Source organism: Pseudomonas fluorescens (assembly GCF_001648775.1).
Taxonomy (GTDB): Bacteria; Pseudomonadota; Gammaproteobacteria; order Pseudomonadales; family Pseudomonadaceae; genus Aquipseudomonas; species Aquipseudomonas fluorescens_M.
On record NZ_LVEJ01000001.1, the window covers coordinates 34510 to 58298 of the forward strand.

Below are 23789 nucleotides of genomic sequence, written 5' to 3' on the forward strand. Positions count from 1 at the left end.
CACTCACGCTTTATCTGTCGCCGCCGGCAAGGTGAATCCGGACACCGAACGCCGCAGCTGACTGGCCATTTTCGCCAGATTGCCGATGCTTTCGGCGGTGGCGGTGGAGCCGGACGACGTCTGCGAGGTGATCTGCTGGATCACGTTCATCGTCAGCGAGATCTGCCCGGCCGACGAGGTCTGCTGCTGCGCCGCGTTGGAGATGCTTTGAATCAGCGCCGCGAGGGTCTTCGACACGCCTTCGATTTCTTCCAGGGCCACACCGGCATCCTGCGCCAGTCGCGCGCCGCGCACCACTTCGGTGGTGGTTTGTTCCATGGAAATCACGGCTTCGTTGGTGTCGGTCTGAATCGCCCGCACCAGGGTTTCGATCTGCCGGGTAGCAGCGGACGAACGTTCCGCCAGCCGCTGCACTTCGTCGGCGACCACGGCAAAACCGCGCCCGGCATCACCGGCCATCGACGCCTGAATCGCTGCGTTGAGGGCGAGGATGTTGGTCTGGTCGGCGATGTCGTCGATCAGGCTGACGATGTCGCCGATTTCCTGCGACGACTCGCCGAGGCGCTTGATGCGTTTGGCGGTGTCCTGAATCTGTTCGCGAATGTTGTCCATGCCGTGGATAGTGTTGTGCACCACCTCGTTGCCCTTGTTGGCGATTTCCACGGAACGCTCGGCCACCGCCGAAGACTCGGCGGCGTTGGCCGAAACCTGATCGATGGACTCGGCCATGTCGCTGATTGCCGTCGACGCTTCGGAAATCTGCTGGGCCTGATGCTCCGAGGCCTGCGCCAGGTGCATGGCGGTGGCCTGGGTTTCCTGCACCGCAGCGGCGACCTGGCCGGCAGTGAGGTTGATGGTCGCGACCAGATCGCGCAGTTGGTCGACGGAGTAGTTGATCGAGTCGGCGATGGTGCCGGTGAAGTCTTCTGTCACCGAGGCGGTCACGGTGAGATCGCCATCGGCGAGGTCTTCGATTTCATCGAGCAGGCGCATGATCGCGTTCTGGTTACGCTCGTTCTTCTCGGCGGTTTCGCGCAACTGGCGATTGGTCTCGCGGACCATGACCATACCGATCAGGATGATCGAGGCCAGCGCCAGCAAACCAAGAACGTAGCCGCCGATGGTGTCGGTGTTGCGCCCGCCAGCAAGGTTCTCGAAACCGGTGGCCAGGTGCGAGGCTTCGTCGAGCAGGGTTTGCGAGAGGCTGAAGATGTTGCTCGCCGATTCGCGAACCTTGAACAGCTCGGGTGAGGTTTCGAGGATTTCATCGACGGAACCGGAGACGAACTGGAACAGCTCGGAGATTTCACTCAATCGGGCGCGGGCATCGTGGTCTTCGACCTGGCTGATTTTCAGCGCCGGGTTGCCTTGCAGCATGCCGTTGAGCACTTGGCCGAAACGCGTGGCGTCGCGGCCAAAGGCGTCGGCGGCTTGTTGGGAGTTTTCATCGCCGGCGAGCACGGTGTTGACCGCGCCGAGGATGCGTTCAGCCAGCAGCGACTGACGCTGGGCCATCGCCACTTGCGCAGCCGGGGCCCCACGCTGGAGGAGGATTTCGACGACTTTTTCGTATTCGATCTGCAACTGCGGCACGGTTTCGGCCAGGGTCGCGGCGACCTGATGCAGCGACAGCACGGTCTGCTCGCTGGAGAGAATCGCGTCGGTGTTTTTCAGCAGGCGTTCCCAGTCGAGCTGCACTGCGCGCATTTCCGGGCGCACGGTGGCGGGCGCTGGTGGCAGGCCGGTGGCCGGGTCGCCCTTTTTCAGGTAACCCCAGCGCTGGGCGAAATCGTTGCGCGCATCGCTGAGCAACTTGAACGCGGCCGCCTTGCCGGCGGCGGCTTCGGTGGCGTTCTTGGCAATGCGTTGCGAGAGTACGCGCAGCTCACCGGCGTGGCCGATGTACTGTTTGTCGTAGTTCGCCTGGGTGTTGAGGTAAGCGAAGTTGGCGAACAGCAGCATGATGAACACGATCAGTGCGATGAACAGCACGATGATCTGCGAGCGACTGCGCGATCCTTCCGCCGGCTTGCCTGTTTTTGCTTTTGTCATCGGTCCTCGCCCTTAACCCACACCTTTGAGGCCTGCTGCAATCCCTGTGGGAGCGAGCCTGCTCGCGAAAGCGCTGGGTCAGCCAATATTGATCTTGCCTGACACGCCCTCTTCGCGAGCAGGCTCGCTCCCACAGGGGACGGCGTTGAATCTGTTATATCGCGACACTCATGAACACCGGGGATTTGGCCAGGGCAAACAGGCTGAACACCCGCCAGTTCTGCTCACGGCGAAAATAGCCTTTGACGAACTCGGCCTTGGAGCCCTGGCGCTTGCTGATCGACAGCGGTTCAAAGCTGTCCTGCTCAAAGTGCTGCAAGCCAATGACCTCATCGACCATCAGCCCGGCAAACACGTCCCCATGTTCCACCACTAACACCCGCCGCTGTTTACGCAGTGGCGACAGCTCATGGCCGAAGAACCCGCACAGGTCCATGATCGGCAGCAGCCGCCCGCGCAAGTTAGCCACGCCTTTGACCCACGGCTTGACCCCGGGCAACTGGGTGAAGCGCGGTTCGTGCAGCACTTCGCTGACTTCGCCCATCGGCGCCACATACCAATGCTCGCCGAGGCGAAAGCCGATGCCGCTCCAGCGATCCTGACGCGCCGGTTGCGACGGCAGGTCCGCCGCCAGCAAGCGGCAGCGCTGGTCGATTTGCCAGAGCAGTTCGAACGCGGTCAGCGATTCGCTCATGGTCGCGCGATCAGCCTTTGAGTACGTTGTTCAGGGTCTTGATCAGGGTGTCTTCGTCGACCGGTTTGGTCAGGTAGTCCTTGGCGCCCTGACGGGTGCCCCAGACCTTGTCGGTTTCCTGATCCTTGGTGGTGATGATGATCACCGGGATGTGGCTGGTGTCGGCGTCTTTGGTCAACTGGCGAGTCGCCTGGAAACCGTTGAGGCCGGGCATGACGATGTCCATCAGTACCGCATCAGGTTTTTCCTGACGGGCCAGTGCTACGCCGTCGGCGCCGTTTTCGGCCTTGAGCACTTCATGGCCGTGCTTTTCGAGCATGCCGGTGAGTTTGTACATTTCAGTCGGCGAATCATCGACGATCAGGATACGTGCCATGGTTTTCCCCATTTTTCTTGTCGACCCCCGGCCCGCTGGCCGAGCGTCACTGTACGTGTCTTACTGCGGCAAAACGGCGGCGAAGCCCGGAACATGGGCCTGAATCGCGTTGAGCAGTTCTTCCTTGCTGAAAGGCTTGGTCAAAAATTGATCGGAACCGACAATCCGCCCCTTAGCCTTGTCGAACAGCCCGTCACGCGATGACAGCATGATCACCGGCGTGGCCTTGAACGCGCTGTTGTTCTTGATTAAAGCGCAGGTCTGATAACCATCCAGACGCGGCATCATGATGTCGACAAAAATGATCCCGGGATGGTTGTCGGCGATCTTCGCCAGGGCGTCGAAACCGTCGATCGCCGTGATCACTTCGCAACCGACATTCTTCAACAATGTTTCGGCGGTGCGACGAATCGTTTTCGAGTCGTCGATCACCATGACCTTCAAGGCGCTGGACTGCTGTTCCATAAGAGGGCTCTACCGTCGCCTTTGCGAATCAATTTGTCCGTTTTGCGGTTATGAATGGCTCGAAACCCTTGATGCTCAAGGGCCAGCACGCTACGCCAGCCTTTTTAGCACAGTCTCCAGATGCAATCTATCGACGGGTTTTTCCTTGACCGAAAACCCGCCCGGCGCCACTCTGGCGGCACTTTTTCAATACCGATCCGGTAGCCAATTTTCGAGGAAAACCCAATGAGCGTTCGCGTCGGGATTGTCATGGACCCTATCGCCAGCATCTCCTATAAAAAGGATAGCTCGCTGGCCATGCTGCTGGCCGCGCAGAAGCGTGGCTGGGAACTGTTCTATATGGAACAGCGCGACCTGTATCAGGGCGAAGGTCAGGCCCGGGCGCGCATGAAGCCGCTGAAAGTCTTCGCCAACCCGGAAAAATGGTTCGAACTGGACGCCGAGCAGGACAACCTGCTGAGCGATCTGGACGTGATCCTGATGCGCAAGGATCCACCGTTCGACATGGAGTTCGTCTACTCCACCTACCTGCTCGAACAGGCCGAAACCGCTGGCGTACTGGTGGTGAACAAGCCGCAAAGCCTGCGCGACTGCAATGAAAAACTGTTTGCCACGCTGTTCCCGCAGTGCACGCCGCCAACCCTCGTCAGCCGCCGCGCCGACGTGCTGCGCGAATTCGCCGCCAAGCATGGCGACGTGATCCTCAAGCCGCTGGACGGCATGGGCGGCACTTCGATTTTCCGTCATCGCGCCGGTGATCCGAACCTGTCGGTGATTCTGGAAACCCTGACCGCCCTCGGTGGCCAGCAGATCATGGGCCAGGCTTACCTGCCGGCAATCAAGGACGGCGACAAACGCATCCTGATGATCGACGGCGAGCCGGTGGATTACTGCCTGGCGCGGATTCCGGCGCAGGGCGAAACCCGTGGCAACCTCGCCGCCGGCGGCCGTGGTGAAGCGCGTCCGCTGACTGAAAAGGATCGCTGGATCGCTGCACAAGTCGGCCCGACCCTGCGTGAGAAAGGTCTGCTGTTCGTCGGTCTCGATGTGATCGGCGAAAGCCTCACCGAAATCAACGTCACCAGCCCGACCTGCATCCGTGAAATCGACAATGCCTTCGGCACTGACATTGGCGGCCTGCTGATGGACGCGATCGCCAAGAAGCTGCAAGCTGCCGGCAAATTGCCACAAGCTTGATGCACGTCACATGCAGTCTGTCGCTTGAAGCGTGAAGCCCAAGGCGTGAAACCAACATTGCGTTATCATGCGCAGCCTCTGAAAAACGCGATGTTGGTTTTCTTGTCATGACCCTCCCGTCCGATCTGCCCGCAGAACTCGCCCACCGTGGCGTGCGCCCGGCCGATCGCCTCGGATTTACCCTATTCCTTGCTGCGTTGATCCATTTGGCGCTGCTGCTCGGCGTCGGCTTCACGATGGTCGAGCCGAAGCAGATCAGCAAAACCCTGGAAATCACCCTCGCCACCTTCAAGAGCGAAAAGAAGCCGGAGAAGGCTGACTTCCTCGCCCAAGAGCATCAGGAAGGCAGCGGCACACTGGACAAGAAGGCGATCCCGAAAACCACTGAAGTGGCGCCATTCCAGGACAATCAGGTCAAAAAAGTTACGCCGCCACCGGCCGCCAAGCCGGAAGTGCAGGAGGCCGCGCCCAAGGCTGCGGTGACCACCGTCGCGCCGAAGCCGAAAAAAGCGCCGACCAAGAAAGAAGAAAGCAAAACCGAAGTCAAACCGACGGTCGACGCGCCCGAGTTCGATAGCTCGCAGCTGTCCAGCGACATCGCCAGCCTCGAAGCCGAACTGGCCAAGGAACAACAGCTTTACGCCAAGCGCCCGCGCATCCATCGCTTGAGCGCGGCGTCGACCATGCGCGACAAGGGTGCCTGGTATAAAGACGACTGGCGCAAGAAGGTCGAGCGCATCGGCAACCTCAATTACCCCGAGGAAGCACGGCGCAAGCAGATCTACGGCAATTTGCGCCTGATGGTGTCGATCAATCGCGACGGTTCGCTGTATGAAGTGCTGGTGCTGGAATCGTCCGGCCAGCCGCTGCTGGATCAGGCGGCGCAGCGCATCGTCAGGTTGGCGGCGCCGTTTGCCCCGTTTACCGGGGACTTGTCGGATATCGATCGGCTGGAAATCATTCGGACCTGGAAATTCGCCCGCGGCGACAAGCTCTCGAGCAACTGACACACCACACAACCCTTGTGGGAGCGAGCCTGCTCGCGAATGCGGTTGTCATCCAACATTGATGTGACTGATCCACCGCTTTCGCGAGCAGGCTCGCTCCCACATTTGATCTGCGTGGTTCTCTGATCCTCAGCTTGTCAGTTTGCCCCTTCGACGCCACACTAGCGCACATGAAAAACGTCAGCCCCAGCTTCCTCAAGCATCAATTCCTGATCGCCATGCCACACATGGCCGACCCGAACTTTGCCCACACCTTGACCTACATCGTCGAGCACACGGCCAATGGCGCTATGGGGATCGTGGTTAACAGGCCGCAAGAGCTGAATCTGGCCGACATTCTTGAGCAACTGCGCCCGGACATCGAGCCGCCAGCACTGTGCCAGCATGTGCCGATATTCATTGGCGGTCCGGTGCAGACCGATCGCGGTTTTGTCCTGCACCCGGCCGGCAAAACCTTCCAGGCCACCGCGCAACTGGACGGTGATCTGGCCCTGTCGACCTCGCAGGATGTGCTATTCGCCATCGCGGACGGCGTCGGCCCTTCGAAAAGCCTGATTGCCCTCGGTTACGCCGGTTGGGAAGCCGGGCAACTGGAAGCGGAACTCGCCGACAACGCCTGGCTGACTTGCCCGTACGACGCCGACATCCTCTTCAACACCAGCAGCGAACTGCGCCTGGAAGCGGCGGCCAGGCATTTGGGGATCAACCTCAGCCTGCTGACCAGCCAGGCAGGTCACGCCTGATGGCCCTGCGCCTGATTCTCGGCTTCGACTACGGCACCAAACAGATCGGCGTCGCGGTCGGCCAGGTGATTACCGGCCAGGCCCGCGAACTGTGCACCTTGAAGGCACAGAACGGCGTGCCGGACTGGAACCAGGTCGAAGCCCTTATAAAAGAATGGAAACCCGACGCCGTCGTTGTCGGTCTGCCGCTGAACATGGACGGCACGCCAAGCGACATGTGCGTACGCGCGGAAAAATTCGCCCGCCGCCTCAACGGCCGTTTCAACGTGCCCTTCTATACCCACGACGAGCGCCTGACCACCTTCGAGGCCAAAGGCGAGCGACTGGCCCGTGGCGGTCAGAAAGGCAGTTATCGCGACAACCCGGTGGACGCCATCGCCGCCGCTCTGCTGTTGCAGGGCTGGCTCGATGAAAACACTGCATTGTTTGAATCCTGACAAGCGCTTCGGCGCTTTTCTTTTGAGTGAAAAACCGAGCCGCGTCCAAGGACCCGGCTCGCCCCCAACAAGGAGCAACCATGAGCCTGCCAAATCCCGCCGATCTGATCAGCCAGATGGCGACCCGCCTCAAGGCGCACCTTGCCCAGCGTGACATCACTGAACCGCGTTACATCGGCATCCGCACTGGCGGCATCTGGGTCGCGCAGGCCTTGCTCAAGGAATTGGGCAGCGACGCGCCACTGGGCACGCTGGACGTGTCCTTCTACCGCGACGACTTCAGCCAGAACGGCCTGCACCCGCAAGTGCGCCCGTCGGCCCTGCCCTTCGAGATCGAAGGCCAGCATCTGGTGCTGATCGACGACGTACTGATGAGCGGTCGCACCATCCGCGCCGCCATGAACGAATTGTTCGACTACGGCCGCCCGGCCAGCGTGACCCTGGTCTGCCTGCTGGACCTCGACGCCGGCGAGCTGCCGATCCGCCCGAACGTGGTTGGCGCGACGCTGTCGCTGGCCGCTCACGAACGGGTGAAGCTGTCCGGCCCCGAGCCGCTGACGCTCGAACTGCAAGACTTCAACCTTTAATCCGCCCTATTGAGAGTCCCCTTCGCGATGACGCCTCTAGATACCAAGCGCCCGCTGCAGCTCAATGATCAGGGCCAGCTGCGCCACTTCCTCTCGCTCGACGGCCTGCGCCGCGAGTTGTTGACGGAAATCCTCGACACTGCCGACTCGTTCCTCGAAGTCGGTGCCCGGGCGGTGAAGAAAGTCCCGTTGCTGCGCGGCAAGACCGTGTGCAACGTGTTCTTCGAAAACTCCACGCGCACCCGCACCACCTTCGAACTGGCGGCCCAGCGGCTGTCGGCGGACGTGATCACCCTGAACGTGTCGACCTCGTCGGCGAGCAAGGGCGAAACCCTGCTCGACACCCTGCGCAACCTTGAAGCCATGGCCGCCGACATGTTCGTCGTACGCCACGGTGATTCCGGCGCCGCGCACTTCATCGCCGAACATGTCTGCCCGCAAGTGGCGATCATCAACGGCGGCGACGGCCGTCACGCCCACCCGACGCAGGGCATGCTCGACATGCTCACCATCCGTCGGCACAAGGGCGGTTTCGAAAACCTCTCGGTGGCCATCGTCGGCGACATCCTGCATTCGAGGGTCGCACGCTCGAACATGCTCGCGCTGAAAACCCTCGGTTGCCCGGACATCCGCGTGATCGCGCCGAAAACCCTGCTGCCGATCGGCATCGAGCAATACGGCGTGAAGGTGTACACCGACATGACCGAAGGCCTGAAAGACGTCGACGTCGTGATCATGCTGCGCCTGCAACGTGAACGCATGACCGGCGGCCTGCTGCCGAGCGAAGGCGAGTTCTATCGCCTGTTCGGCCTGACCACCGCGCGTCTGGCCGGGGCCAAACCCGATTGCATCGTCATGCACCCGGGGCCGATCAACCGTGGCGTGGAAATCGAGTCCGCAGTGGCCGACGGCCCTCACTCGGTGATCCTCAATCAGGTCACCTACGGCATCGCCATTCGTATGGCCGTGCTGTCCATGGCCATGAGCGGGCAAACCGCGCAGCGTCAATTCGAGCAGGAGAACGCCCAGTGAAGCTCAGCATTCTCGGCGCACGCGTCATCGATCCAAGCAGCGGCCTGGATCAAGTTACCAACATTCACGTTGAAGCCTGCAAGATCGTCGCCCTCGGCGCGGCTCCGGCCGGCTTCAGCGCAGTAGAAACCATTGATGCCCAAGGCCTCGTCGCCGCTCCCGGCCTGGTCGACCTGAACGTTGCCCTGCGCGAGCCGGGTTACAGCCGCAAAGGCAGCATCATCAGCGAAACCCGCGCCGCCGCTGCCGGCGGTGTGACCAGCCTGTGCTGCCCGCCGAAAACCAAACCGGTGCTCGACACCTCCGCCGTGGCCGAGCTGATCCTCGACCGCGCCCGCGAGGCCGGCAACACCAAGGTGTTCCCGATCGGCGCACTGAGCAAAGGTCTGGACGGCGAGCAACTGGCTGAGCTGGTGGCGCTGCGCGACGCTGGTTGCGTGGCGTTCGGCAATGGTCTCGAAAGCTTCCGCAACACCCGCACCCTGTGCCGGGCGCTGGAATATGCGGCGACTTTCGACCTGACGGTGATTTTCAATTCGCAGGATCATGATCTGGCCGAAGGTGGCTTGGCTCACGAAGGCGCGGTTGCCAGTTTCCTCGGCTTGCCGGGTATTCCGGAAACCGCTGAAACCGTGGCCTTGGCCCGGGATCTGTTGCTGGTCGAGCAGACTGGCGTGCGTGCGCACTTCAGCCAGTTGACCAGCGCTCGCGGTGTTGCCCTGATCGCTCAGGCGCAGGCCCGTGGCTTGAAAGTGACGGCGGATGTCGCGTTGTATCAGCTGATTCTGACGGACGAAGCGCTGATCGACTTCAGCAGCCTTTATCACGTGCAGCCACCGCTGCGCACCCGTGCGGATCGCGATGGCCTGCGTGAAGCGGTGAAGTCCGGGGTTGTCTCGGCGATCTCCAGCCATCACCAGCCGCACGAACGTGACGCCAAACTGGCACCGTTCGGCGCGACCGAACCGGGCATCAGCAGTGTTGAACTGTTGCTGCCGTTGGCGATGACATTGGTTGAGGATGGTTTGCTCGATCTGCCGACCTTGCTGGCGCGTTTGAGCGCGGGCCCGGCTGAAGCACTGCGTCTGCCCGCCGGCAAACTGGCGGTGGGTGGGGCGGCGGATATCGTGCTGTTCGATCCGCAGGCTTCGACGGTGGCCGGTGAAACCTGGCTGTCGAAGGGCGAGAACTGCCCGTTCATTGGCCACACTTTGCCGGGCGTGGTTCGTTACACGCTGGTGGACGGGCGGATCAGTCACCAGGCTTGATACCGCGTCGCCCCATTCGCGAGCAGGCTCGCTCCCCCATTGGATCTGTGAACGACACAAATCCCCTGTGGGAGCGAGCCTGCTCGCGAAGACTTACTGGAAGGCGCCTCTGCCTTCGGCATTACGCACCGAGACCTGATCATTCAGCGTCCAGAAGTCATACAGCACGCCCAGAAAGAACAACCCGCCCGTCAACAGATAGATCAGTCCGCTGATCCATTTGCCCTGATACATCCGGTGCACGCCCAGCGCGCCAAGGAACGTCAGCAGAATCCACGCCACGTTGTACTCGATCGGCCCTGCGGTAAAGCGCAGATCCGCTTCACGGTCCATCGCCGGGATCAGGAACAGGTCGATCAGCCAGCCAATCCCGAGCAAACCGAAGGTGAAGAACCAGATCGTCCCGGTCACCGGTTTACCGTAATAGAAGCGGTGAGCGCCGGTAAAGCCAAAAATCCACAGCAGATAGCCGATCACCTTGCTGTGCGTATCCTGGGGTTGTGCAACCTGCTGATAGCGGTTCATGGATGACCTCATTTGCCTTGATAGATAAATTTTTTCTGACTTTCTGTGACTTTTTTGTGTCGAGCCGACAAGTGGCTCTTCACTGTTACACCCTGCGCAAAGCCTTATTACACCGGACTCCTGTCCGACAATCGCGTCAATCTGCCGCTTATTTGGTTCCGTTGCCCGCCAGTTGAATCGACCAACGGACTCAGAAGGGACAAAAAAGCTGTTATAAAGTTGCGCGCTATCACTTAAGAGCCACGCCTAATGCGATCATTTTTCAAGACATGGCTAACCATCTGCCTATTAATGCCACTGGCCGCCCACGCCACCAATCGTGAGCAACGTCTTCCTAACGTTAACGGTTTCACCCCTAAATCCCATGCTTCGGCTCCCTCGAGCAAAAGCAGCAAAAGCAAAACCACCACGCTGAGCAGCAAGAGCCACAGCAAGCTGGTGCCACCGATGGCGAGCAAGGAAAGCAGCAATGTGCTGAGCCGTGCGGTCAACGTCCTCGGTACGCCTTACCGTTGGGGCGGCAGCAGCCCAAGTAAAGGCTTCGATTGCAGCGGTCTGGTGAAATACGCGTTCAACGACGCCACGTTCGACCTGCCACGTACCTCGAACGCCATGGCCAGCGGCCACGGCGAGAAAGTCGAGCGCAAGGATCTGAAGCCGGGCGACCTGATTTTCTTCAACATCAAGAGCCGTCGGGTCAACCACGTTGCCATCTACCTGGGCAACGACCGCTTCATCCACGCCCCGCGTCGTGGCAAAGCGGTGAGCATCGATACGCTGAACAAGCCGTATTGGGAACAGCATTACGTGGTGGCCAAGCGGGTGTTGCCGAAAGAGCCTTCAAGCAAGCAGATGCGCGTGGTTCAGCGCTGAGCTGACTGATCCGTAATCCGCTCAAGCAGTACTGGCCCCTTCGCGAGCAGGCTCGCTCCCACATTGGAATGCATTTCCATGTGGGAGCGAGCCTGCTCGCGAAGAGGCCGATAATAGCAATACAACTCTCCCTCAGAAGTTATCCGGCGTCCGCGCCTTCTCCCGTGCATGCTCGCGGCTGATCAAGCCCTTGGTCAGCAGATCCTTCAGGCACATGTCCAGTGTCTGCATCCCCAACGCTCCCCCCGTCTGAATCGCCGAATACATCTGCGCCACTTTGTCCTCGCGGATCAGGTTACGGATCGCCGACGTCCCCAGCATGATCTCGTGCGCCGCCACGCGCCCGCCGCCGATCTTCTTGATCAGCGTCTGCGAGACCACTGCCAGCAACGACTCCGAAAGCATCGAACGCACCATCGACTTCTCGTCACCGGGGAACACATCGACCACCCGGTCGATGGTTTTCGCCGCTGAAGTGGTGTGCAGCGTGCCGAACACCAAGTGCCCGGTCTCGGCAGCGGTCAGCGCCAGGCGAATGGTTTCCAGATCGCGCATCTCGCCGACCAGAATCACGTCCGGGTCTTCACGCAGCGCCGAACGCAAAGCCGTGGCGAAACTGCGGGTATCACGGTGGACTTCACGCTGATTGATCAGGCATTTTCGCGATTCGTGAACGAATTCGATCGGATCTTCAATAGTCAGGATGTGGTGATGGCGATGGGTATTGAGGTAATCGATCATCGCCGCCAGCGTGGTCGACTTGCCGGAACCGGTCGGCCCGGTGACCAGCACCAGGCCACGTGGCGCATCGGTGATCTTGCGGAAGACGTCGCCCATGGCCAGGTCCTCCATGCTCAGCACTTTCGAGGGAATGGTACGAAACACCGCCCCGGCGCCACGGTTCTGGTTGAAGGCGTTAACCCGGAAACGCGCGACACCCGGCACTTCGAAGGAAAAGTCGGTTTCCAGATGTTTCTCGAAGTCGACCCGCTGCGTGTCGTTCATGATGTCGTAGATCAATTCGTGCACTTGCTTGTGATCCAGCGCCGGCAGATTGATCCGCCGCACATCGCCATCGACGCGAATCATCGGCGGCAGACCGGCCGACAGGTGCAGGTCGGAAGCGCCTTGTTTGGCGCTGAAGGCCAGCAGTTCAGTGATATCCATAGCGCTCCTCAATTCCAGTAGAATGCCGCGAACCTTCAGACCGCCGGCGCCTCTTGATGTCCACGATAGCAGACAACATTCTCCACGTTGGTTCGCGCATCCAGACCGCGACCCAAGCCGCACACCGTCCTGAAAACAGTGTCCAGTTGCTCGCCGTGAGCAAAACCAAACCCGCCGAGGCCCTGCGCGAAGCGTATGCCGCCGGCCTGCGCAATTTTGGCGAGAACTACCTGCAGGAAGCCTTGAGCAAACAGTCCGAACTGGCCGACCTGCCCTTGATCTGGCACTTCATCGGCCCCATTCAATCGAACAAGACTCGGGCGATTGCCGAGCATTTCGACTGGGTGCACTCCGTGGATCGCCTGAAAATCGCTCAACGCCTGTCCGAACAACGCCCGGCCGAGCTGCCGCCGTTGAACATCTGCATTCAGGTCAACGTCAGCGGTGAAGCCAGCAAATCCGGCTGCACCCCGGCCGATCTGCCGGCTCTGGCTGGCGCGATCAGCGCTTTGCCACGCCTGCAACTGCGCGGTTTGATGGCGATTCCCGAGCCGACCGACGACCGCGCCGAGCAAGACGCGGCCTTCGCCGCCGTGCAGAAATTGCAGGCGAGCCTCGATTTGCCGCTCGACACACTGTCCATGGGCATGAGCCACGACCTCGAGTCGGCCATTGCCCAAGGCGCCACTTGGGTGCGTATCGGTACGGCCCTGTTCGGCGCCCGCGATTATTCCCAATCTTGAACGTTTTCAGATAAGGACCACACATGAGCAACACACGTATTGCGTTTATCGGTGCGGGCAACATGGCGGCCAGTTTGATCGGCGGCCTGCGCGCCAAGGGTCTGGAAGCGGCGCAGATCCGCGCCAGCGACCCGGGTGAAGAAACCCGCGCCAAGGTCAGTGCCGAACACGGTATCGAAACTTTCGCCGACAACGCCCAGGCCATCGACGGCGTCGATGTGATCGTGCTGGCGGTCAAGCCGCAGGCGATGAAAGCCGTGTGCGAGGCCATTCGCCCAAGCCTGAAACCCAATCAATTAGTGGTGTCGATTGCTGCCGGTATTACCTGCGCCAGCATGACCGCGTGGCTCGGCGAGCAGCCGATCGTGCGCTGCATGCCCAACACCCCGGCGCTGCTGCGTCAGGGCGTCAGCGGTTTGTACGCGACCAGCGAAGTGACCGCCGAGCAACGCCAGCAAGCCGAAGAGCTGCTGTCCGCCGTCGGCATCGCCCTGTGGCTGAAAGAAGAGCAACAACTGGATGCCGTGACCGCTGTGTCGGGCTCCGGCCCGGCGTACTTCTTCCTGCTGATCGAAGCGATGACCGCCGCCGGCGTCAAACTCGGCCTGCCGAAGGACATCGCTGAGCAACTGACCCTGCAGACCGCGCTGGGCGCCGCGCACATGGCCGTCTCCAGCGACGTTGACGCTGCCGAACTGCGTCGTCGTGTGACTTCGCCAAACGGCACCACGGAAGCTGCAATCAAATCATTCCAGGCCAATGGCTTTGAAGCCCTGGTCGAAACCGCACTCGGCGCCGCCGCGCACCGCTCGGCCGAAATGGCCGAACAACTGGGCAAATAAGGAGCCTTACATGATTGGATTGAACACTGCAGCGGTTTATGTGCTGCAAACCCTCGGCAGCCTGTACCTGCTGATCGTGCTGCTGCGTTTCGTGCTGCAATTGGTGCGGGCGAATTTCTACAACCCGCTGTGCCAGTTCATCGTCAAAGCGACCCAGCCTCTGCTCAAACCGCTGCGCCGGATCATTCCGAGCGTGTTCGGTCTGGACATGTCGTCGCTGGTATTGGCGATTCTGGTGCAACTGGCGTTGATGGCACTGACCCTGCTGCTGACTTACGGCACCACCGGTAACCCGCTGCAACTGTTTATCTGGTCGATCATCGGCGTGACCGCGCTGTTCCTGAAGATTTTCTTCTTCGCCCTGATCATCAGCGTGATTCTGTCGTGGGTCGCACCGGGCAGCCACAATCCGGGTGCTGAGCTGGTCAACCAGATCTGCGAGCCGGCGCTGGCGCCGTTCCGCAAAATCCTGCCAAACCTTGGCGGTCTGGATCTGTCGCCGATCTTCGCCTTCCTCGCGCTGAAGTTGATCGACATGCTGGTGATCAACAATCTGGCAGCGATGACGATGATGCCGGAAATCCTCCGCCTGCTGATGTGAGCTGGTTCCGATGGGACGGTGATGACTTGATCCTCGAGTGTCACCTGCAACCGGCAGCCCGCAGCGATGACTTCGCCGGGCTGCACGGCGATCGCCTGAAAATCCGCCTGACCGCGCCGCCGGTCGAGGGCAAGGCCAATGCTTATCTGATGGGCTTTCTGGCCAAGGCGTTTGGGGTGTCCAAGAGCCAGGTGAGTTTGCTCAGCGGCGAGTTGAACCGGCAGAAGCGGGTGAAGATTTGTTCGCCGAAGAAGTTGCCGGATTTGCCTGGGTTGGTTGGGCGCTTGTCTTGAGTTTTGCGGCGTCTGCACCCCTCACCCCAGCCCTCTCCCCCTAGAGAGGGAGCCGATCTATGGTGTTTTCGGAATCTGAGTTCACCCCGGACATATCAGGTCGGCGTAGCTCAAAAGAACACCTCGGTCAGTCCCCTCTACCTCTGGGAGAGGGTTAGGGTGAGGGCTGCTTGCCGCTAACCCCCCCGGTCTTTAGACTTACGCCTCATTTCAACGAGAGCAGGGTCGATGCCAACTGCCTTTCCCCCCGATTCTGTTGGTCTGGTGACGCCGCAAACCGCGCACTTCAGCGAACCGCTGGCGCTGGCCTGCGGCCGTTCGCTGCCCGCCTATGACCTGATCTACGAAACCTACGGCACGCTGAACGCGCAAGCGAGCAACGCCGTGCTGATTTGCCACGCCTTGTCCGGCCATCATCACGCTGCCGGCTATCACAGCGTCGACGACCGCAAACCCGGTTGGTGGGACAGTTGCATCGGCCCCGGCAAACCGATCGACACCGCCAAGTTCTTCGTGGTCAGCCTGAATAATCTGGGCGGCTGCAACGGCTCCACCGGCCCGAGCAGCGTCAACCCGGAGACCGGCAAACCGTTCGGCGCCGATTTCCCGGTGCTCACCGTGGAAGACTGGGTGCACAGCCAGGCACGTCTCGCTGACTTGCTCGGCATCGGCCAGTGGGCGGCGGTGATTGGCGGCAGCCTCGGCGGCATGCAGGCGCTGCAATGGACCATCACCTATCCGGATCGCGTCCGCCACTGCCTGGCCATCGCCTCGGCACCGAAGTTGTCGGCACAGAACATCGCCTTCAACGAAGTCGCGCGTCAGGCGATCCTGACTGACCCGGAATTCCACGGCGGTTCCTTCCAGGAAGCCGGCGTGATCCCCAAGCGCGGCCTGATGCTGGCGCGCATGGTCGGCCACATCACTTATCTGTCCGACGACTCAATGGGCGAGAAATTCGGCCGTGGCCTGAAGAGCGAGAAGCTCAACTACGACTTCCACAGTGTCGAGTTCCAGGTCGAAAGCTACCTGCGTTATCAGGGCGAAGAGTTTTCCGGACGCTTCGACGCCAACACCTATCTGTTGATGACCAAGGCGCTGGATTACTTCGATCCCGCGGCGAGCTTCGACGATAACCTGGCGAAAACCTTTGAAAACGCCACGGCAAAGTTCTGCGTGATGTCGTTCACCACCGACTGGCGCTTCTCCCCGGCGCGTTCGCGCGAACTGGTGGATGCGCTGATGGCGGCGCGCAAGGACGTCAGTTATCTGGAAATCGATGCGCCGCAGGGCCACGACGCCTTCCTGATTCCGATCCCGCGCTACTTGCAGGCGTTCGGCAATTACATGAACCGCATCACGTTGTGAGAAAGCCATGAGAGCTGATCTGGAAATCATCCAGGAATGGATCCCCGCCGGCAGCCGCGTCCTCGACCTCGGTTGCGGCGACGGCGAGTTGCTGACCTGGCTGCGCGACAACAAGAATGTCACCGGTTATGGCCTGGAAAACGACGCCGACAACATTGCCGAGTGCGTGGCTAAAGGCATCAATGTCATCGAGCAGGATCTGGACAAAGGGCTGGGCAACTTCGCCAGCAACAGTTTCGACATCGTCGTCATGACTCAGGCCCTGCAAGCCGTGCATTACCCGGACAGGATCCTCGACGAAATGCTGCGGGTCGGTCGTCAGTGCATCATCACTTTCCCGAATTTCGGTCACTGGCGCTGCCGCTGGTACCTGGCGAGCAAGGGCCGCATGCCGGTTTCGGAATTTTTGCCGTACACCTGGTACAACACGCCGAACATTCACTTCTGCACCTTCGAAGATTTTGAAGAACTGTGCCGCGAACGTGATGCGAAGGTCATTGATCGGCTTGCCGTGGATCAACAGCACCGCCACGGGTGGGCCAGTAAGCTATGGCCTAATCTGTTAGGTGAGATCGGTATCTACCGCGTCAGCAGCCCGCAGCTTGCAGACCACAAAGTCGCGGTCTGAATCCCGGCATTTCGAGGAGCACGATCATGGGTCGTTTAGCGTTGTTGTTATTGACTGCCTGCCTGAGCGCCAGCGCCCTGGCGGCCGACATCATCAAAGGGGAGCGCAAGGAAACCTTTGGCGACGTCACGGTGCACTACAACACTTTCAACTCGACGTACCTGCAACCGGACATCGCCAAGGCCGCAGAGCTGGTGCGCAGCAAGAATCAGGGCGTGATCAATGTCTCGGTGATCAAGGACGGCAAACCACTGATCGCCAGCGTCACCGGCACGGTCAAAGACCTGACCAGCCAGAGCGTGCCGCTGAATTTCCGCCAGATCACCGAACAGGGTGCGATCTATTACATCGCCCAGTACCCGGTGGAGCAGCAGGAAACCCGCACCTTTGAAATCAAGGTGCAGAACGGCGACAAGATCAACACCATCAATTTCAACCAAGAACTCTTTCCCGGCGAATGATGAACATCAAGCAGCTCGTACTGGCCAGCCATAACGCCGGCAAACTCAAAGAACTCCAGGCCATGCTCGGCGACTCGGTGCAACTGCGCTCGATTGGCGAGTGGAGCAAGGTCGAGCCGGAAGAAACCGGTCTGTCGTTCGTCGAGAACGCGATCCTCAAGGCACGCAACGCTGCGCGCATTTCCGGGCTGCCGGCGCTGGCCGATGACTCGGGTCTGGCGGTGGATTTCCTCGGCGGTGCGCCGGGCATCTATTCGGCGCGTTATGCCGACGGCAAGGGCGATGCGGCGAACAACGCGAAACTGCTCGACGCCCTGAAGGACGTGCCGGAAGCCGAACGCGGTGCGCAGTTCGTGTGCGTGCTGGCGCTGGTACGTCATGCCGACGATCCGTTGCCGATCCTCTGCGAAGGCCTGTGGCACGGGCGGATTCTGACCGCTGCCAGCGGCGAACACGGTTTCGGTTATGACCCGCTGTTCTGGGTGCCGGAACGTGACGTGTCCAGCGCCGAATTGAGCCCGGCCGACAAGAACCAGATCAGCCACCGCGCCCGTGCAATGGATCTGCTGCGCCAGCGTCTGGGCTTGAAATGACCCGTGATTCTTCTGCGTCGTCGCTGATCGTCGGCGGCGCCGCCTCTTCGCCTCGGGCGCCGTTGCCGACGCTGCCACCCCTGGCGCTGTACATCCACATCCCGTGGTGTGTACGCAAATGCCCGTATTGCGACTTCAACTCGCACACTGCCAGCCCGGTGTTGCCGGAGCAGGAATACGTCGACGCCTTGCTGGCCGATCTCGATCAGGACCTGCACGCCGTGTACGGGCGTGAAATCAGTTCGATCTTTTTCGGTGGCGGCACGCCGAGCCTGTTCAGCGCCGAAGCCCTCGGTCGACTGCTGGAAGGCGTCGAGCAGCGCATTCCATTTGCCCACGACATCGAAATCACTCTGGAAGCCAATCCGGGCACCTTCGAACAAGAGAAGTTCGTCGCCTACCGCAAACTGGGGATCAATCGCCTGTCGATCGGCATCCAGAGCTTCCAGCAGGAAAAGCTCAAGGCGCTGGGCCGCATTCACAACGGTGATGAAGCGGTGCGCGCGGCGGGCATGGCGCGGCAGGCCGGGTTCGATAACTTCAACCTCGACTTGATGCACGGCTTGCCCGATCAGTCGCTGGACGACGCCCTGAGCGATCTGCGCCAGGCTATCGCGCTGAATCCGACGCACATTTCCTGGTATCAACTGACACTGGAGCCGAACACGGTGTTCTGGAACCAGCCGCCGGTGCTGCCGGAAGATGACACGCTGTGGGACATTCAAGAGGCCGGGCAGGCGCTGCTGGCCGAGCACGGTTACGCGCAGTACGAAGTGTCGGCTTATGCACAGGCCGGGCGTCCGGCGCGACATAACCTCAATTACTGGAGTTTTGGCGATTTCATCGGCATCGGCGCGGGCGCGCACGGCAAGTTGAGTCATCCCGACGGACGCATCGTTCGTACCTGGAAGACCCGTTTGCCAAAGGACTATCTGAATCCGGCGAAAAGCTTCCAGGCTGGCGAAAAAGCGCTGACCAATGACGAGATGCCGTTCGAGTTTCTGATGAACGCTTTGCGCCTGACTGACGGCGTCGAATCGCTCCTGTATCCGGAGCGCACCGGGCTGTCGCTGGAAAGCCTTGCCGAAGGCCGGGCAGCGGCCGAACAAAGCGGTCTGTTGCAGGTCGAACCGTCACGTCTGGCGGCCACCGAGCGCGGACAGCTGTTTCTCAACGACTTGCTGCAACAATTTCTGAACTGATTTCAGTGCTAAGGGAAAACGCATGGATTTGATACTCGACCTGCTCGCCACCGTCTCCCGCTGGAGCCGCAGCAACCTCTCGGAAATCGCCCTGGCGCTGGTCGGCTGCCTGCTGGTGCTGTTCGGCGCCGACTTCAAAGGCTGGGTCGAACAACGCCTGGGCAGCATCGCCGGCGCCTTGCGCGTGCCGCTGATGTCGCTGCTGTGCGTGATCGGCAGCGGCGCGGCGCTGATCTACGCCACGCCGTGGGTGGTCAAGGGCTTGAGCCAGTTCAACAACTACAGCCTGGCGCCCGTCCTGCTGGTAGTACTCGTTCTCATAGGCGTAGTCGCCGACCGCCGCTAAACCCACAAACACCCCAAAACAACTGTGGGAGCGAGCCTGCTCGCGAATACGTGTGTCAGTCAACATCAGTGTTGAATGAACATCCGCTTTCGTGAGCAGGCTCGCTCCCACAGGTTTTATTGCGTGATGCTTAAGCGAGTTTTTCGAACTTCAGATCCCACACGCCATGGCCAAGACGCTCGCCGCGGCGTTCGAACTTGGTGATCGGGCGTTCGGCCGGGCGCGGTACGCATTTGCCATCTTCGGCGAGGTTGCGGTAGCCCGGGGCGACGTTCATCACTTCCAGCATGTATTCGGCGTACGGTTCCCAGTCGGTGGCCATGTGCAGAATGCCGCCGACCTTCAACTTGCTGCGCACCAGTTCAGCGAACGAGGCCTGAACGATGCGACGCTTGTGGTGACGGCTCTTGTGCCACGGATCCGGGAAGAACAGCATCAGGCGATCGAGGCTGTTGTCGGCGATGCAGCGGTTGAGCACTTCGATGGCGTCGCAATCGTAGACCCGCAGGTTGGTCAGGCCCTGCGTCAGCACGCCATTGAGCAACGCACCAACACCGGGGCGGTGAACCTCAACGCCGATGAAATCCTGATCTGGCGCCGCCGCGGCCATTTCCAGCAGCGAGTGGCCCATGCCGAAACCGATCTCCAGCGAGCGCGGTGCCGAACGGCCAAACACTTGGTCGTAATCCACCGGCGCATCGGTCAGCGGCAGCACGAACAGCGGCGTGCCTTGATCCAGACCTTTTTGCTGGCCTTCGGTCATGCGCCCGGCGCGCATCACGAAGCTCTTGATGCGGCGGTGTTGGCGCTCGTCGCCCTCTTCCGTCTGGATAGGCGTGTCGTTCGATTCAGTCATCAATGGCTCTTACTTGATCAGACCATCCAGCGGCGAAGAGGCGCTGGCATAGAGTTTTTTCGGCATACGGCCAGCGAGGTAGGCCAGACGGCCTGCAACGATGGCGTGTTTCATGGCTTCAGCCATCATCACCGGCTGCTGGGCGTGGGCGATGGCCGAGTTCATCAGCACCGCATCGCAACCCAGTTCCATGGCGATGGTTGCGTCGGAGGCAGTACCAACACCGGCATCGACCAACACAGGAATTCTGGCTTCTTCGAGGATGATCTGCAGGTTATACGGGTTGCAGATCCCCAGACCGGAACCGATCAGACCGGCCAGCGGCATCACTGCGATGCAGCCGATTTCTGCCAGTTGACGGGCGATGATCGGGTCATCGCTGGTGTAAACCATCACGTCAAAACCTTCCTTGACCAGCGTTTCCGCGGCCTTGAGGGTTTCGATGACATTCGGGAACAGGGTCTTTTGGTCAGCCAGTACTTCCAGCTTCACCAGATTGTGGCCATCGAGCAGCTCACGGGCCAGGCGGCAGGTGCGCACGGCTTCGATAGCGTCGTAGCAACCGGCGGTGTTTGGCAGGAAGGTGTAGCGCTCCGGCGACAGCACGTCGAGCAGGTTCGGCTCGCCTTCGATCTGGCCCAGGTTGGTGCGGCGCACGGCGAAGGTGACGATCTCGGCACCCGAGGCTTCGATGGCCTGACGGGTTTCTTCCATGTCACGGTACTTGCCGGTACCGACCAGCAAACGCGACTGGTAAGTACGACCGGCCAGCACAAAAGGCTTGTCGCTACGAACGATGCTCATGGGGAATCCTCTTTAGGGGTGAGGGTCTTGCAGAATTCTGTGCCCTCGCGGGCCGGGCGATCAGCCGCCGCCGATGGCGTGCACCACTTCAACGTTGTCGCCGTCGTTGAGCGTGGTGTCGGCATGCTGGCTGCGCGGGACGATATCCAGATTGAGTTCGACTGCCACTCGACGCCCGGTCAGTTCCAGACGAGTGATCAGGGCCGCAACGGTTTCACCGTCGGGCAGTTCAAGGGATTCACCGTTCAACTGAATGCGCATGCGCAACGCCGCCATCATTTTTTGGGGCTGGCATTCTAGCCCGATCATGACCTAAAGGTCAGCACCAAGCGTCAAGCGGTTGCTTGCAAGCGCCAGGCGGCGAGCCCCAGGCAAACCCATCCGGCCAGAAATGCCAGGCCACCGAACGGGGTGATGATGCCAAGCTTGCTGATGCCGGTGGTGGTGAGCACGTACAGGCTACCGGAGAACAGCAGGATACCGACGGTGAACGATACGCCCGCCCAAGCGACCAGCCGCCCCTGAATCTGCGTGGCCAACAGCGCCACACCGAACAGTGCCAAGGTGTGCACCAATTGATAGGTCACGCCCGTGTGGAAAATCGTCAGGTACTCGGGTGTCAGGCGGTTTTTCAGGCCATGGGCGGCGAACGCACCCAAAGCGACCCCGGTGAAACCGAAAAAAGCGGCCAGCATCAAAAAGCCACGCAGCATTGGGAACTCCAGTCAGACGCGATCGGCAGGGTCTGTATAATGGCCCGCTCCACCGGTTCGGCCAAGCCATCTCTATGCTGCGTACTATTTTCCGTCGTCTCACGAAGGCCCTGCTCTGGTTCGCGGGCGGCAGCATCTTGCTGGTGCTGGTGTTTCGCTTCGTGCCGCCGCCGGGCACGGCGCTGATGGTCGAGCGCAAAGTCGAATCCTGGGTCGATGGCGAGCCGATTGATCTGCAACGTACCTGGAAGCCGTGGGACGAGATTTCCGATGACCTCAAAGTGGCGGTCATGGCGGGTGAGGATCAGAAATTTCCCGAGCATTGGGGCTTTGACTTCAGTGCCATCCAGGCTGCCTTGGCGCACAACGAGTTGGGCGGCTCGATTCGCGGCGCCAGCACCTTGAGTCAGCAGGTGTCGAAGAACCTGTTTCTGTGGGCTGGGCGCAGCTATCTGCGTAAAGGGCTCGAGGCGTGGTTTACCGCGTTGATCGAGGTGTTCTGGCCCAAGCAGCGGATTCTTGAGGTCTATCTGAACAGCGTCGAGTGGGATGACGGGGTGTTTGGCGCCGAAGCGGCGGCCCGGCATCACTTTGGCGTGAGCGCGAAATCCTTGTCACGGCAGCAGGCTAGTTATCTGGCTGCCGTTTTGCCAAACCCGCGTGTCTGGAGTGCCAGTCACCCGACCGCTTATGTCTCGCGCCGGGCCGGGTGGATTCGGCAGCAGATGAGTCAGTTGGGTGGGGATAGTTATCTTTTGGGGCTCAACGATTCGCGGCGGGCGCCGTGGTCTCGATAACTGATCAAAGATCTTCCAAACCCTGAAGATCCCTGTGGGAGCGAGCTTGCTCGCGAAGGCGGTGGGTCATTCAGCAGTGGCGGTGACTGACACTCCGCCTTCGCGAGCAAGCTCGCTCCCACATAGGTTTTGTGTGAAGCCAGAAATGAAAACGCCCCGATCATCGCTGATCGGGGCGTTTTTTATTGCCGAGGCGCCGGTTATGCGGCGATCGACAACTTGAGCTTGTTCATCGCGCTCTTCTCGAGCTGACGAATACGCTCGGCCGACACGTTGTACTTCTGTGCCAGGTCGTGCAGCGTGGCTTTCTCTTCTGCCAGCCAACGCTGATAGAGGATGTCGCGGCTACGTTCGTCCAGCACTTCCAGCGCTTCGTGCAGGTTGTGATTGGAGTTGTCACTCCAGTCGGCATCTTCCAGTTGACGCGCCGGGTCGTACCGGTGGTCTTCCAGGTAGTTGGCCGGCGACTGGAAAGCGCTGTCGTCGTCGGCTTCAGCAGCCGGGTCGAAGGCCATGTCATGGCCGGTCAGGCGACTTTCCATTTCACGCACTTCCCGCGGTTCAACGCCAAGGCTTTCCGCCACACGGTGGACTTCCTCGTTGTTCAGCCACGCCAGACGTTTCTTCTGGCTGCGCAGGTTGAAGAACAGCTTGCGCTGGGCCTTGGTGGTCGCGACTTTCACAATGCGCCAGTTGCGCAGGATGAACTCGTGAATTTCCGCCTTGATCCAGTGCACGGCGAACGACACCAGACGCACACCCATTTCCGGGTTGAAACGTTTCACGGCCTTCATCAGGCCGACGTTACCTTCCTGGATCAGGTCAGCCTGAGCCAGACCGTAGCCGGAATAGCTACGGGCGATATGTACGACAAAACGCAGGTGGGCGAGCACCATCTGCCGAGCCGCCCCCAAATCCTGCTCATAGTAGAGACTCTCGGCCAGTTCACGCTCCTGCTCCGGCGTCAGCAATGGAATGCTGTTGACGGTGTGCACGTAAGCTTCCAGGTTCGCACCCGGAACCAACGCATACGCAGGCTGCAAAGAATTGGTCATACGAAAAAACCTCCCACTTACATAACTCATGCCTTTCGGCACTGCGAAAAATTGACCGGGAATT

General features: G+C 60.5%; 30 protein-coding genes. 19 read left to right on the forward strand and 11 right to left on the reverse strand.

Annotation, left to right across the window (positions count from 1 at the left end; genetic code table 11):
• Positions 1–3 precede the first annotated feature (3 nt).
• The 4 genes from A8O26_RS00150 to pilG form a co-directional block, all read right to left on the reverse strand.
• A complete protein-coding gene (locus A8O26_RS00150; RefSeq protein ID WP_064116257.1) occupies positions 4–2052 on the reverse strand; it encodes a methyl-accepting chemotaxis protein in 2049 nt (682 codons plus the stop codon).
• Between the two features lie 154 nt (positions 2053–2206).
• Entirely contained in the window at positions 2207–2746 is a 540-nt protein-coding gene (locus tag A8O26_RS00155) for a chemotaxis protein CheW (protein ID WP_064116258.1), read from the reverse strand.
• A gap of 10 nt (positions 2747–2756) precedes the next feature.
• Positions 2757–3122, reverse strand: coding sequence for a twitching motility response regulator PilH (gene pilH, locus A8O26_RS00160; RefSeq protein ID WP_007913674.1), 366 nt, complete (start codon positions 3120–3122; stop codon positions 2757–2759).
• A gap of 60 nt (positions 3123–3182) precedes the next feature.
• A complete protein-coding gene (pilG, locus tag A8O26_RS00165; RefSeq protein ID WP_007913673.1) occupies positions 3183–3587 on the reverse strand; it encodes a twitching motility response regulator PilG in 405 nt (134 codons plus the stop codon).
• A 225-nt stretch (positions 3588–3812) separates the two neighbouring features.
• On the opposite strand from pilG, the gene gshB reads away from it, so the two are divergent.
• From gshB to A8O26_RS00200, 7 genes are all read left to right on the forward strand, one after another.
• Positions 3813–4784 (forward strand): glutathione synthase, encoded by a 972-nt coding sequence (gshB, locus tag A8O26_RS00170; protein WP_064116259.1) that lies wholly within the window; start codon positions 3813–3815, stop codon positions 4782–4784.
• Positions 4785–4891: 107 nt separating this feature from the next.
• Positions 4892–5791: an energy transducer TonB gene (locus A8O26_RS00175; RefSeq protein ID WP_038358807.1), complete on the forward strand. Its 900-nt coding sequence runs from the start codon at positions 4892–4894 to the stop codon at positions 5789–5791.
• A gap of 170 nt (positions 5792–5961) precedes the next feature.
• Entirely contained in the window at positions 5962–6534 is a 573-nt protein-coding gene (locus A8O26_RS00180) for a YqgE/AlgH family protein (protein WP_064116260.1), read from the forward strand.
• A complete protein-coding gene (gene ruvX, locus A8O26_RS00185) occupies positions 6534–6971 on the forward strand; it encodes a Holliday junction resolvase RuvX (RefSeq protein WP_034153652.1) in 438 nt (145 codons plus the stop codon). The genes A8O26_RS00180 and ruvX overlap by 1 nt, the downstream gene beginning before the upstream one ends.
• A gap of 80 nt (positions 6972–7051) precedes the next feature.
• Positions 7052–7558: a bifunctional pyr operon transcriptional regulator/uracil phosphoribosyltransferase PyrR gene (pyrR, locus tag A8O26_RS00190; protein ID WP_064116261.1), complete on the forward strand. Its 507-nt coding sequence runs from the start codon at positions 7052–7054 to the stop codon at positions 7556–7558.
• Between the two features lie 27 nt (positions 7559–7585).
• On the forward strand, positions 7586–8590 hold the full coding sequence (locus tag A8O26_RS00195; protein WP_007913665.1) for an aspartate carbamoyltransferase catalytic subunit: 1005 nt from the start codon (positions 7586–7588) through the stop codon (positions 8588–8590).
• Positions 8587–9858 carry a dihydroorotase gene (locus A8O26_RS00200; protein WP_064116262.1) on the forward strand — a complete coding sequence of 424 codons (1272 nt, stop codon included), beginning with the start codon at positions 8587–8589 and terminating at the stop codon, positions 9856–9858. Before A8O26_RS00195 ends, A8O26_RS00200 begins: the two co-directional genes overlap by 4 nt.
• Positions 9859–9951: 93 nt before the next feature.
• Here the strand turns inward: A8O26_RS00200 and A8O26_RS00205 are convergent, their stop codons facing one another.
• Positions 9952–10383, reverse strand: coding sequence for an NINE protein (locus A8O26_RS00205; protein WP_064116263.1), 432 nt, complete (start codon positions 10381–10383; stop codon positions 9952–9954).
• A 249-nt stretch (positions 10384–10632) separates the two neighbouring features.
• Here A8O26_RS00205 and A8O26_RS00210 point away from each other — a divergent pair, with 249 nt between their 5' ends.
• A complete protein-coding gene (locus tag A8O26_RS00210) occupies positions 10633–11256 on the forward strand; it encodes a C40 family peptidase (RefSeq protein WP_064116264.1) in 624 nt (207 codons plus the stop codon).
• 132 nt (positions 11257–11388) lie between these two features.
• On the opposite strand, the gene A8O26_RS00215 is transcribed toward A8O26_RS00210, so the two are convergent.
• Complete coding sequence (locus tag A8O26_RS00215; protein ID WP_064116265.1) at positions 11389–12423, reverse strand: type IV pilus twitching motility protein PilT; 1035 nt, start codon at positions 12421–12423, stop codon at positions 11389–11391.
• Positions 12424–12479: 56 nt separating this feature from the next.
• On the opposite strand from A8O26_RS00215, the gene A8O26_RS00220 reads away from it, so the two are divergent.
• The 10 genes from A8O26_RS00220 to A8O26_RS00265 all read left to right on the forward strand — a co-directional run bounded on the left by A8O26_RS00220 (position 12480) and on the right by A8O26_RS00265 (position 19500).
• Positions 12480–13166 carry a YggS family pyridoxal phosphate-dependent enzyme gene (locus tag A8O26_RS00220; RefSeq protein WP_064116266.1) on the forward strand — a complete coding sequence of 229 codons (687 nt, stop codon included), beginning with the start codon at positions 12480–12482 and terminating at the stop codon, positions 13164–13166.
• A 23-nt stretch (positions 13167–13189) separates the two neighbouring features.
• Positions 13190–14008, forward strand: a complete 819-nt coding sequence (proC, locus tag A8O26_RS00225) for a pyrroline-5-carboxylate reductase (protein ID WP_064116267.1) — start codon at positions 13190–13192, stop codon at positions 14006–14008.
• 10 nt (positions 14009–14018) lie between these two features.
• On the forward strand, positions 14019–14609 hold the full coding sequence (locus tag A8O26_RS00230; RefSeq protein ID WP_064116268.1) for a YggT family protein: 591 nt from the start codon (positions 14019–14021) through the stop codon (positions 14607–14609).
• Positions 14606–14902, forward strand: coding sequence for a DUF167 domain-containing protein (locus A8O26_RS00235; RefSeq protein WP_007913642.1), 297 nt, complete (start codon positions 14606–14608; stop codon positions 14900–14902). Before A8O26_RS00230 ends, A8O26_RS00235 begins: the two co-directional genes overlap by 4 nt.
• A gap of 228 nt (positions 14903–15130) precedes the next feature.
• Complete coding sequence (gene metX / locus A8O26_RS00240) at positions 15131–16270, forward strand: homoserine O-succinyltransferase MetX (RefSeq protein ID WP_064116269.1); 1140 nt, start codon at positions 15131–15133, stop codon at positions 16268–16270.
• Between the two features lie 7 nt (positions 16271–16277).
• The gene (gene metW / locus A8O26_RS00245; protein WP_064116270.1) at positions 16278–16898 is read left to right on the forward strand and encodes a methionine biosynthesis protein MetW; all 621 of its coding nucleotides are present in this window, start codon (positions 16278–16280) and stop codon (positions 16896–16898) included.
• A gap of 26 nt (positions 16899–16924) precedes the next feature.
• Positions 16925–17359 (forward strand): DUF4426 domain-containing protein, encoded by a 435-nt coding sequence (locus A8O26_RS00250; RefSeq protein WP_064116271.1) that lies wholly within the window; start codon positions 16925–16927, stop codon positions 17357–17359.
• On the forward strand, positions 17356–17952 hold the full coding sequence (rdgB, locus tag A8O26_RS00255; RefSeq protein WP_064116272.1) for an RdgB/HAM1 family non-canonical purine NTP pyrophosphatase: 597 nt from the start codon (positions 17356–17358) through the stop codon (positions 17950–17952). Before A8O26_RS00250 ends, rdgB begins: the two co-directional genes overlap by 4 nt.
• Positions 17949–19154 carry a radical SAM family heme chaperone HemW gene (hemW, locus tag A8O26_RS00260; RefSeq protein WP_064116273.1) on the forward strand — a complete coding sequence of 402 codons (1206 nt, stop codon included), beginning with the start codon at positions 17949–17951 and terminating at the stop codon, positions 19152–19154. The genes rdgB and hemW overlap by 4 nt, the downstream gene beginning before the upstream one ends.
• 22 nt (positions 19155–19176) lie before the next feature.
• A complete protein-coding gene (locus A8O26_RS00265; protein ID WP_064116274.1) occupies positions 19177–19500 on the forward strand; it encodes a DUF3392 domain-containing protein in 324 nt (107 codons plus the stop codon).
• A gap of 130 nt (positions 19501–19630) precedes the next feature.
• Here A8O26_RS00265 and trmB read toward each other — a convergent pair whose 3' ends face one another.
• From trmB to A8O26_RS00285, 4 genes are all read right to left on the reverse strand, one after another.
• The gene (trmB, locus tag A8O26_RS00270; RefSeq protein WP_064116275.1) at positions 19631–20356 is read right to left on the reverse strand and encodes a tRNA (guanosine(46)-N7)-methyltransferase TrmB; all 726 of its coding nucleotides are present in this window, start codon (positions 20354–20356) and stop codon (positions 19631–19633) included.
• A gap of 9 nt (positions 20357–20365) precedes the next feature.
• Positions 20366–21160, reverse strand: a complete 795-nt coding sequence (locus A8O26_RS00275; protein WP_064116276.1) for a thiazole synthase — start codon at positions 21158–21160, stop codon at positions 20366–20368.
• A 60-nt stretch (positions 21161–21220) separates the two neighbouring features.
• Positions 21221–21421: a sulfur carrier protein ThiS gene (gene thiS / locus A8O26_RS00280; protein ID WP_122604433.1), complete on the reverse strand. Its 201-nt coding sequence runs from the start codon at positions 21419–21421 to the stop codon at positions 21221–21223.
• A gap of 71 nt (positions 21422–21492) precedes the next feature.
• Positions 21493–21873: a DUF423 domain-containing protein gene (locus tag A8O26_RS00285; RefSeq protein ID WP_064116277.1), complete on the reverse strand. Its 381-nt coding sequence runs from the start codon at positions 21871–21873 to the stop codon at positions 21493–21495.
• A 74-nt stretch (positions 21874–21947) separates the two neighbouring features.
• On the opposite strand from A8O26_RS00285, the gene mtgA reads away from it, so the two are divergent.
• Complete coding sequence (gene mtgA / locus A8O26_RS00290; protein ID WP_016983236.1) at positions 21948–22670, forward strand: monofunctional biosynthetic peptidoglycan transglycosylase; 723 nt, start codon at positions 21948–21950, stop codon at positions 22668–22670.
• 200 nt (positions 22671–22870) lie between these two features.
• Here the strand turns inward: mtgA and rpoH are convergent, their stop codons facing one another.
• Complete coding sequence (gene rpoH / locus A8O26_RS00295; RefSeq protein ID WP_003229146.1) at positions 22871–23725, reverse strand: RNA polymerase sigma factor RpoH; 855 nt, start codon at positions 23723–23725, stop codon at positions 22871–22873.
• Positions 23726–23789: the final 64 nt, after the last annotated feature.

Excerpts from the sequence above, each read along its gene's own strand:
- A8O26_RS00220 (WP_064116266.1), top strand. The coding sequence starts at position 12,480 with ATGTCCACGATAGCAGACAACATTCTCCACGTTGGTTCGCGCATCCAG.
- A8O26_RS00275 (WP_064116276.1), bottom strand. The coding sequence starts at position 21,160 with ATGAGCATCGTTCGTAGCGACAAGCCTTTTGTGCTGGCCGGTCGTACT.
- rpoH (WP_003229146.1), bottom strand. The coding sequence starts at position 23,725 with ATGACCAATTCTTTGCAGCCTGCGTATGCGTTGGTTCCGGGTGCGAAC.
- rdgB (WP_064116272.1), top strand. The coding sequence starts at position 17,356 with ATGATGAACATCAAGCAGCTCGTACTGGCCAGCCATAACGCCGGCAAA.
- metW (WP_064116270.1), top strand. The coding sequence starts at position 16,278 with ATGAGAGCTGATCTGGAAATCATCCAGGAATGGATCCCCGCCGGCAGC.
- metX (WP_064116269.1), top strand. The coding sequence starts at position 15,131 with ATGCCAACTGCCTTTCCCCCCGATTCTGTTGGTCTGGTGACGCCGCAA.
- hemW (WP_064116273.1), top strand. The coding sequence starts at position 17,949 with ATGACCCGTGATTCTTCTGCGTCGTCGCTGATCGTCGGCGGCGCCGCC.
- A8O26_RS00230 (WP_064116268.1), top strand. The coding sequence starts at position 14,019 with ATGATTGGATTGAACACTGCAGCGGTTTATGTGCTGCAAACCCTCGGC.
- A8O26_RS00215 (WP_064116265.1), bottom strand. The coding sequence starts at position 12,423 with ATGGATATCACTGAACTGCTGGCCTTCAGCGCCAAACAAGGCGCTTCC.
- A8O26_RS00175 (WP_038358807.1), top strand. The coding sequence starts at position 4,892 with ATGACCCTCCCGTCCGATCTGCCCGCAGAACTCGCCCACCGTGGCGTG.
- thiS (WP_122604433.1), bottom strand. The coding sequence starts at position 21,421 with ATGCGCATTCAGTTGAACGGTGAATCCCTTGAACTGCCCGACGGTGAA.
- mtgA (WP_016983236.1), top strand. The coding sequence starts at position 21,948 with ATGCTGCGTACTATTTTCCGTCGTCTCACGAAGGCCCTGCTCTGGTTC.
- A8O26_RS00265 (WP_064116274.1), top strand. The coding sequence starts at position 19,177 with ATGGATTTGATACTCGACCTGCTCGCCACCGTCTCCCGCTGGAGCCGC.
- A8O26_RS00155 (WP_064116258.1), bottom strand. The coding sequence starts at position 2,746 with ATGAGCGAATCGCTGACCGCGTTCGAACTGCTCTGGCAAATCGACCAG.
- A8O26_RS00250 (WP_064116271.1), top strand. The coding sequence starts at position 16,925 with ATGGGTCGTTTAGCGTTGTTGTTATTGACTGCCTGCCTGAGCGCCAGC.
- A8O26_RS00180 (WP_064116260.1), top strand. The coding sequence starts at position 5,962 with ATGAAAAACGTCAGCCCCAGCTTCCTCAAGCATCAATTCCTGATCGCC.
- A8O26_RS00150 (WP_064116257.1), bottom strand. The coding sequence starts at position 2,052 with ATGACAAAAGCAAAAACAGGCAAGCCGGCGGAAGGATCGCGCAGTCGC.
- proC (WP_064116267.1), top strand. The coding sequence starts at position 13,190 with ATGAGCAACACACGTATTGCGTTTATCGGTGCGGGCAACATGGCGGCC.
- A8O26_RS00205 (WP_064116263.1), bottom strand. The coding sequence starts at position 10,383 with ATGAACCGCTATCAGCAGGTTGCACAACCCCAGGATACGCACAGCAAG.
- A8O26_RS00210 (WP_064116264.1), top strand. The coding sequence starts at position 10,633 with ATGCGATCATTTTTCAAGACATGGCTAACCATCTGCCTATTAATGCCA.
- pyrR (WP_064116261.1), top strand. The coding sequence starts at position 7,052 with ATGAGCCTGCCAAATCCCGCCGATCTGATCAGCCAGATGGCGACCCGC.
- A8O26_RS00285 (WP_064116277.1), bottom strand. The coding sequence starts at position 21,873 with ATGCTGCGTGGCTTTTTGATGCTGGCCGCTTTTTTCGGTTTCACCGGG.
- ruvX (WP_034153652.1), top strand. The coding sequence starts at position 6,534 with ATGGCCCTGCGCCTGATTCTCGGCTTCGACTACGGCACCAAACAGATC.
- trmB (WP_064116275.1), bottom strand. The coding sequence starts at position 20,356 with ATGACTGAATCGAACGACACGCCTATCCAGACGGAAGAGGGCGACGAG.
- pilG (WP_007913673.1), bottom strand. The coding sequence starts at position 3,587 with ATGGAACAGCAGTCCAGCGCCTTGAAGGTCATGGTGATCGACGACTCG.
- pilH (WP_007913674.1), bottom strand. The coding sequence starts at position 3,122 with ATGGCACGTATCCTGATCGTCGATGATTCGCCGACTGAAATGTACAAA.
- A8O26_RS00195 (WP_007913665.1), top strand. The coding sequence starts at position 7,586 with ATGACGCCTCTAGATACCAAGCGCCCGCTGCAGCTCAATGATCAGGGC.
- gshB (WP_064116259.1), top strand. The coding sequence starts at position 3,813 with ATGAGCGTTCGCGTCGGGATTGTCATGGACCCTATCGCCAGCATCTCC.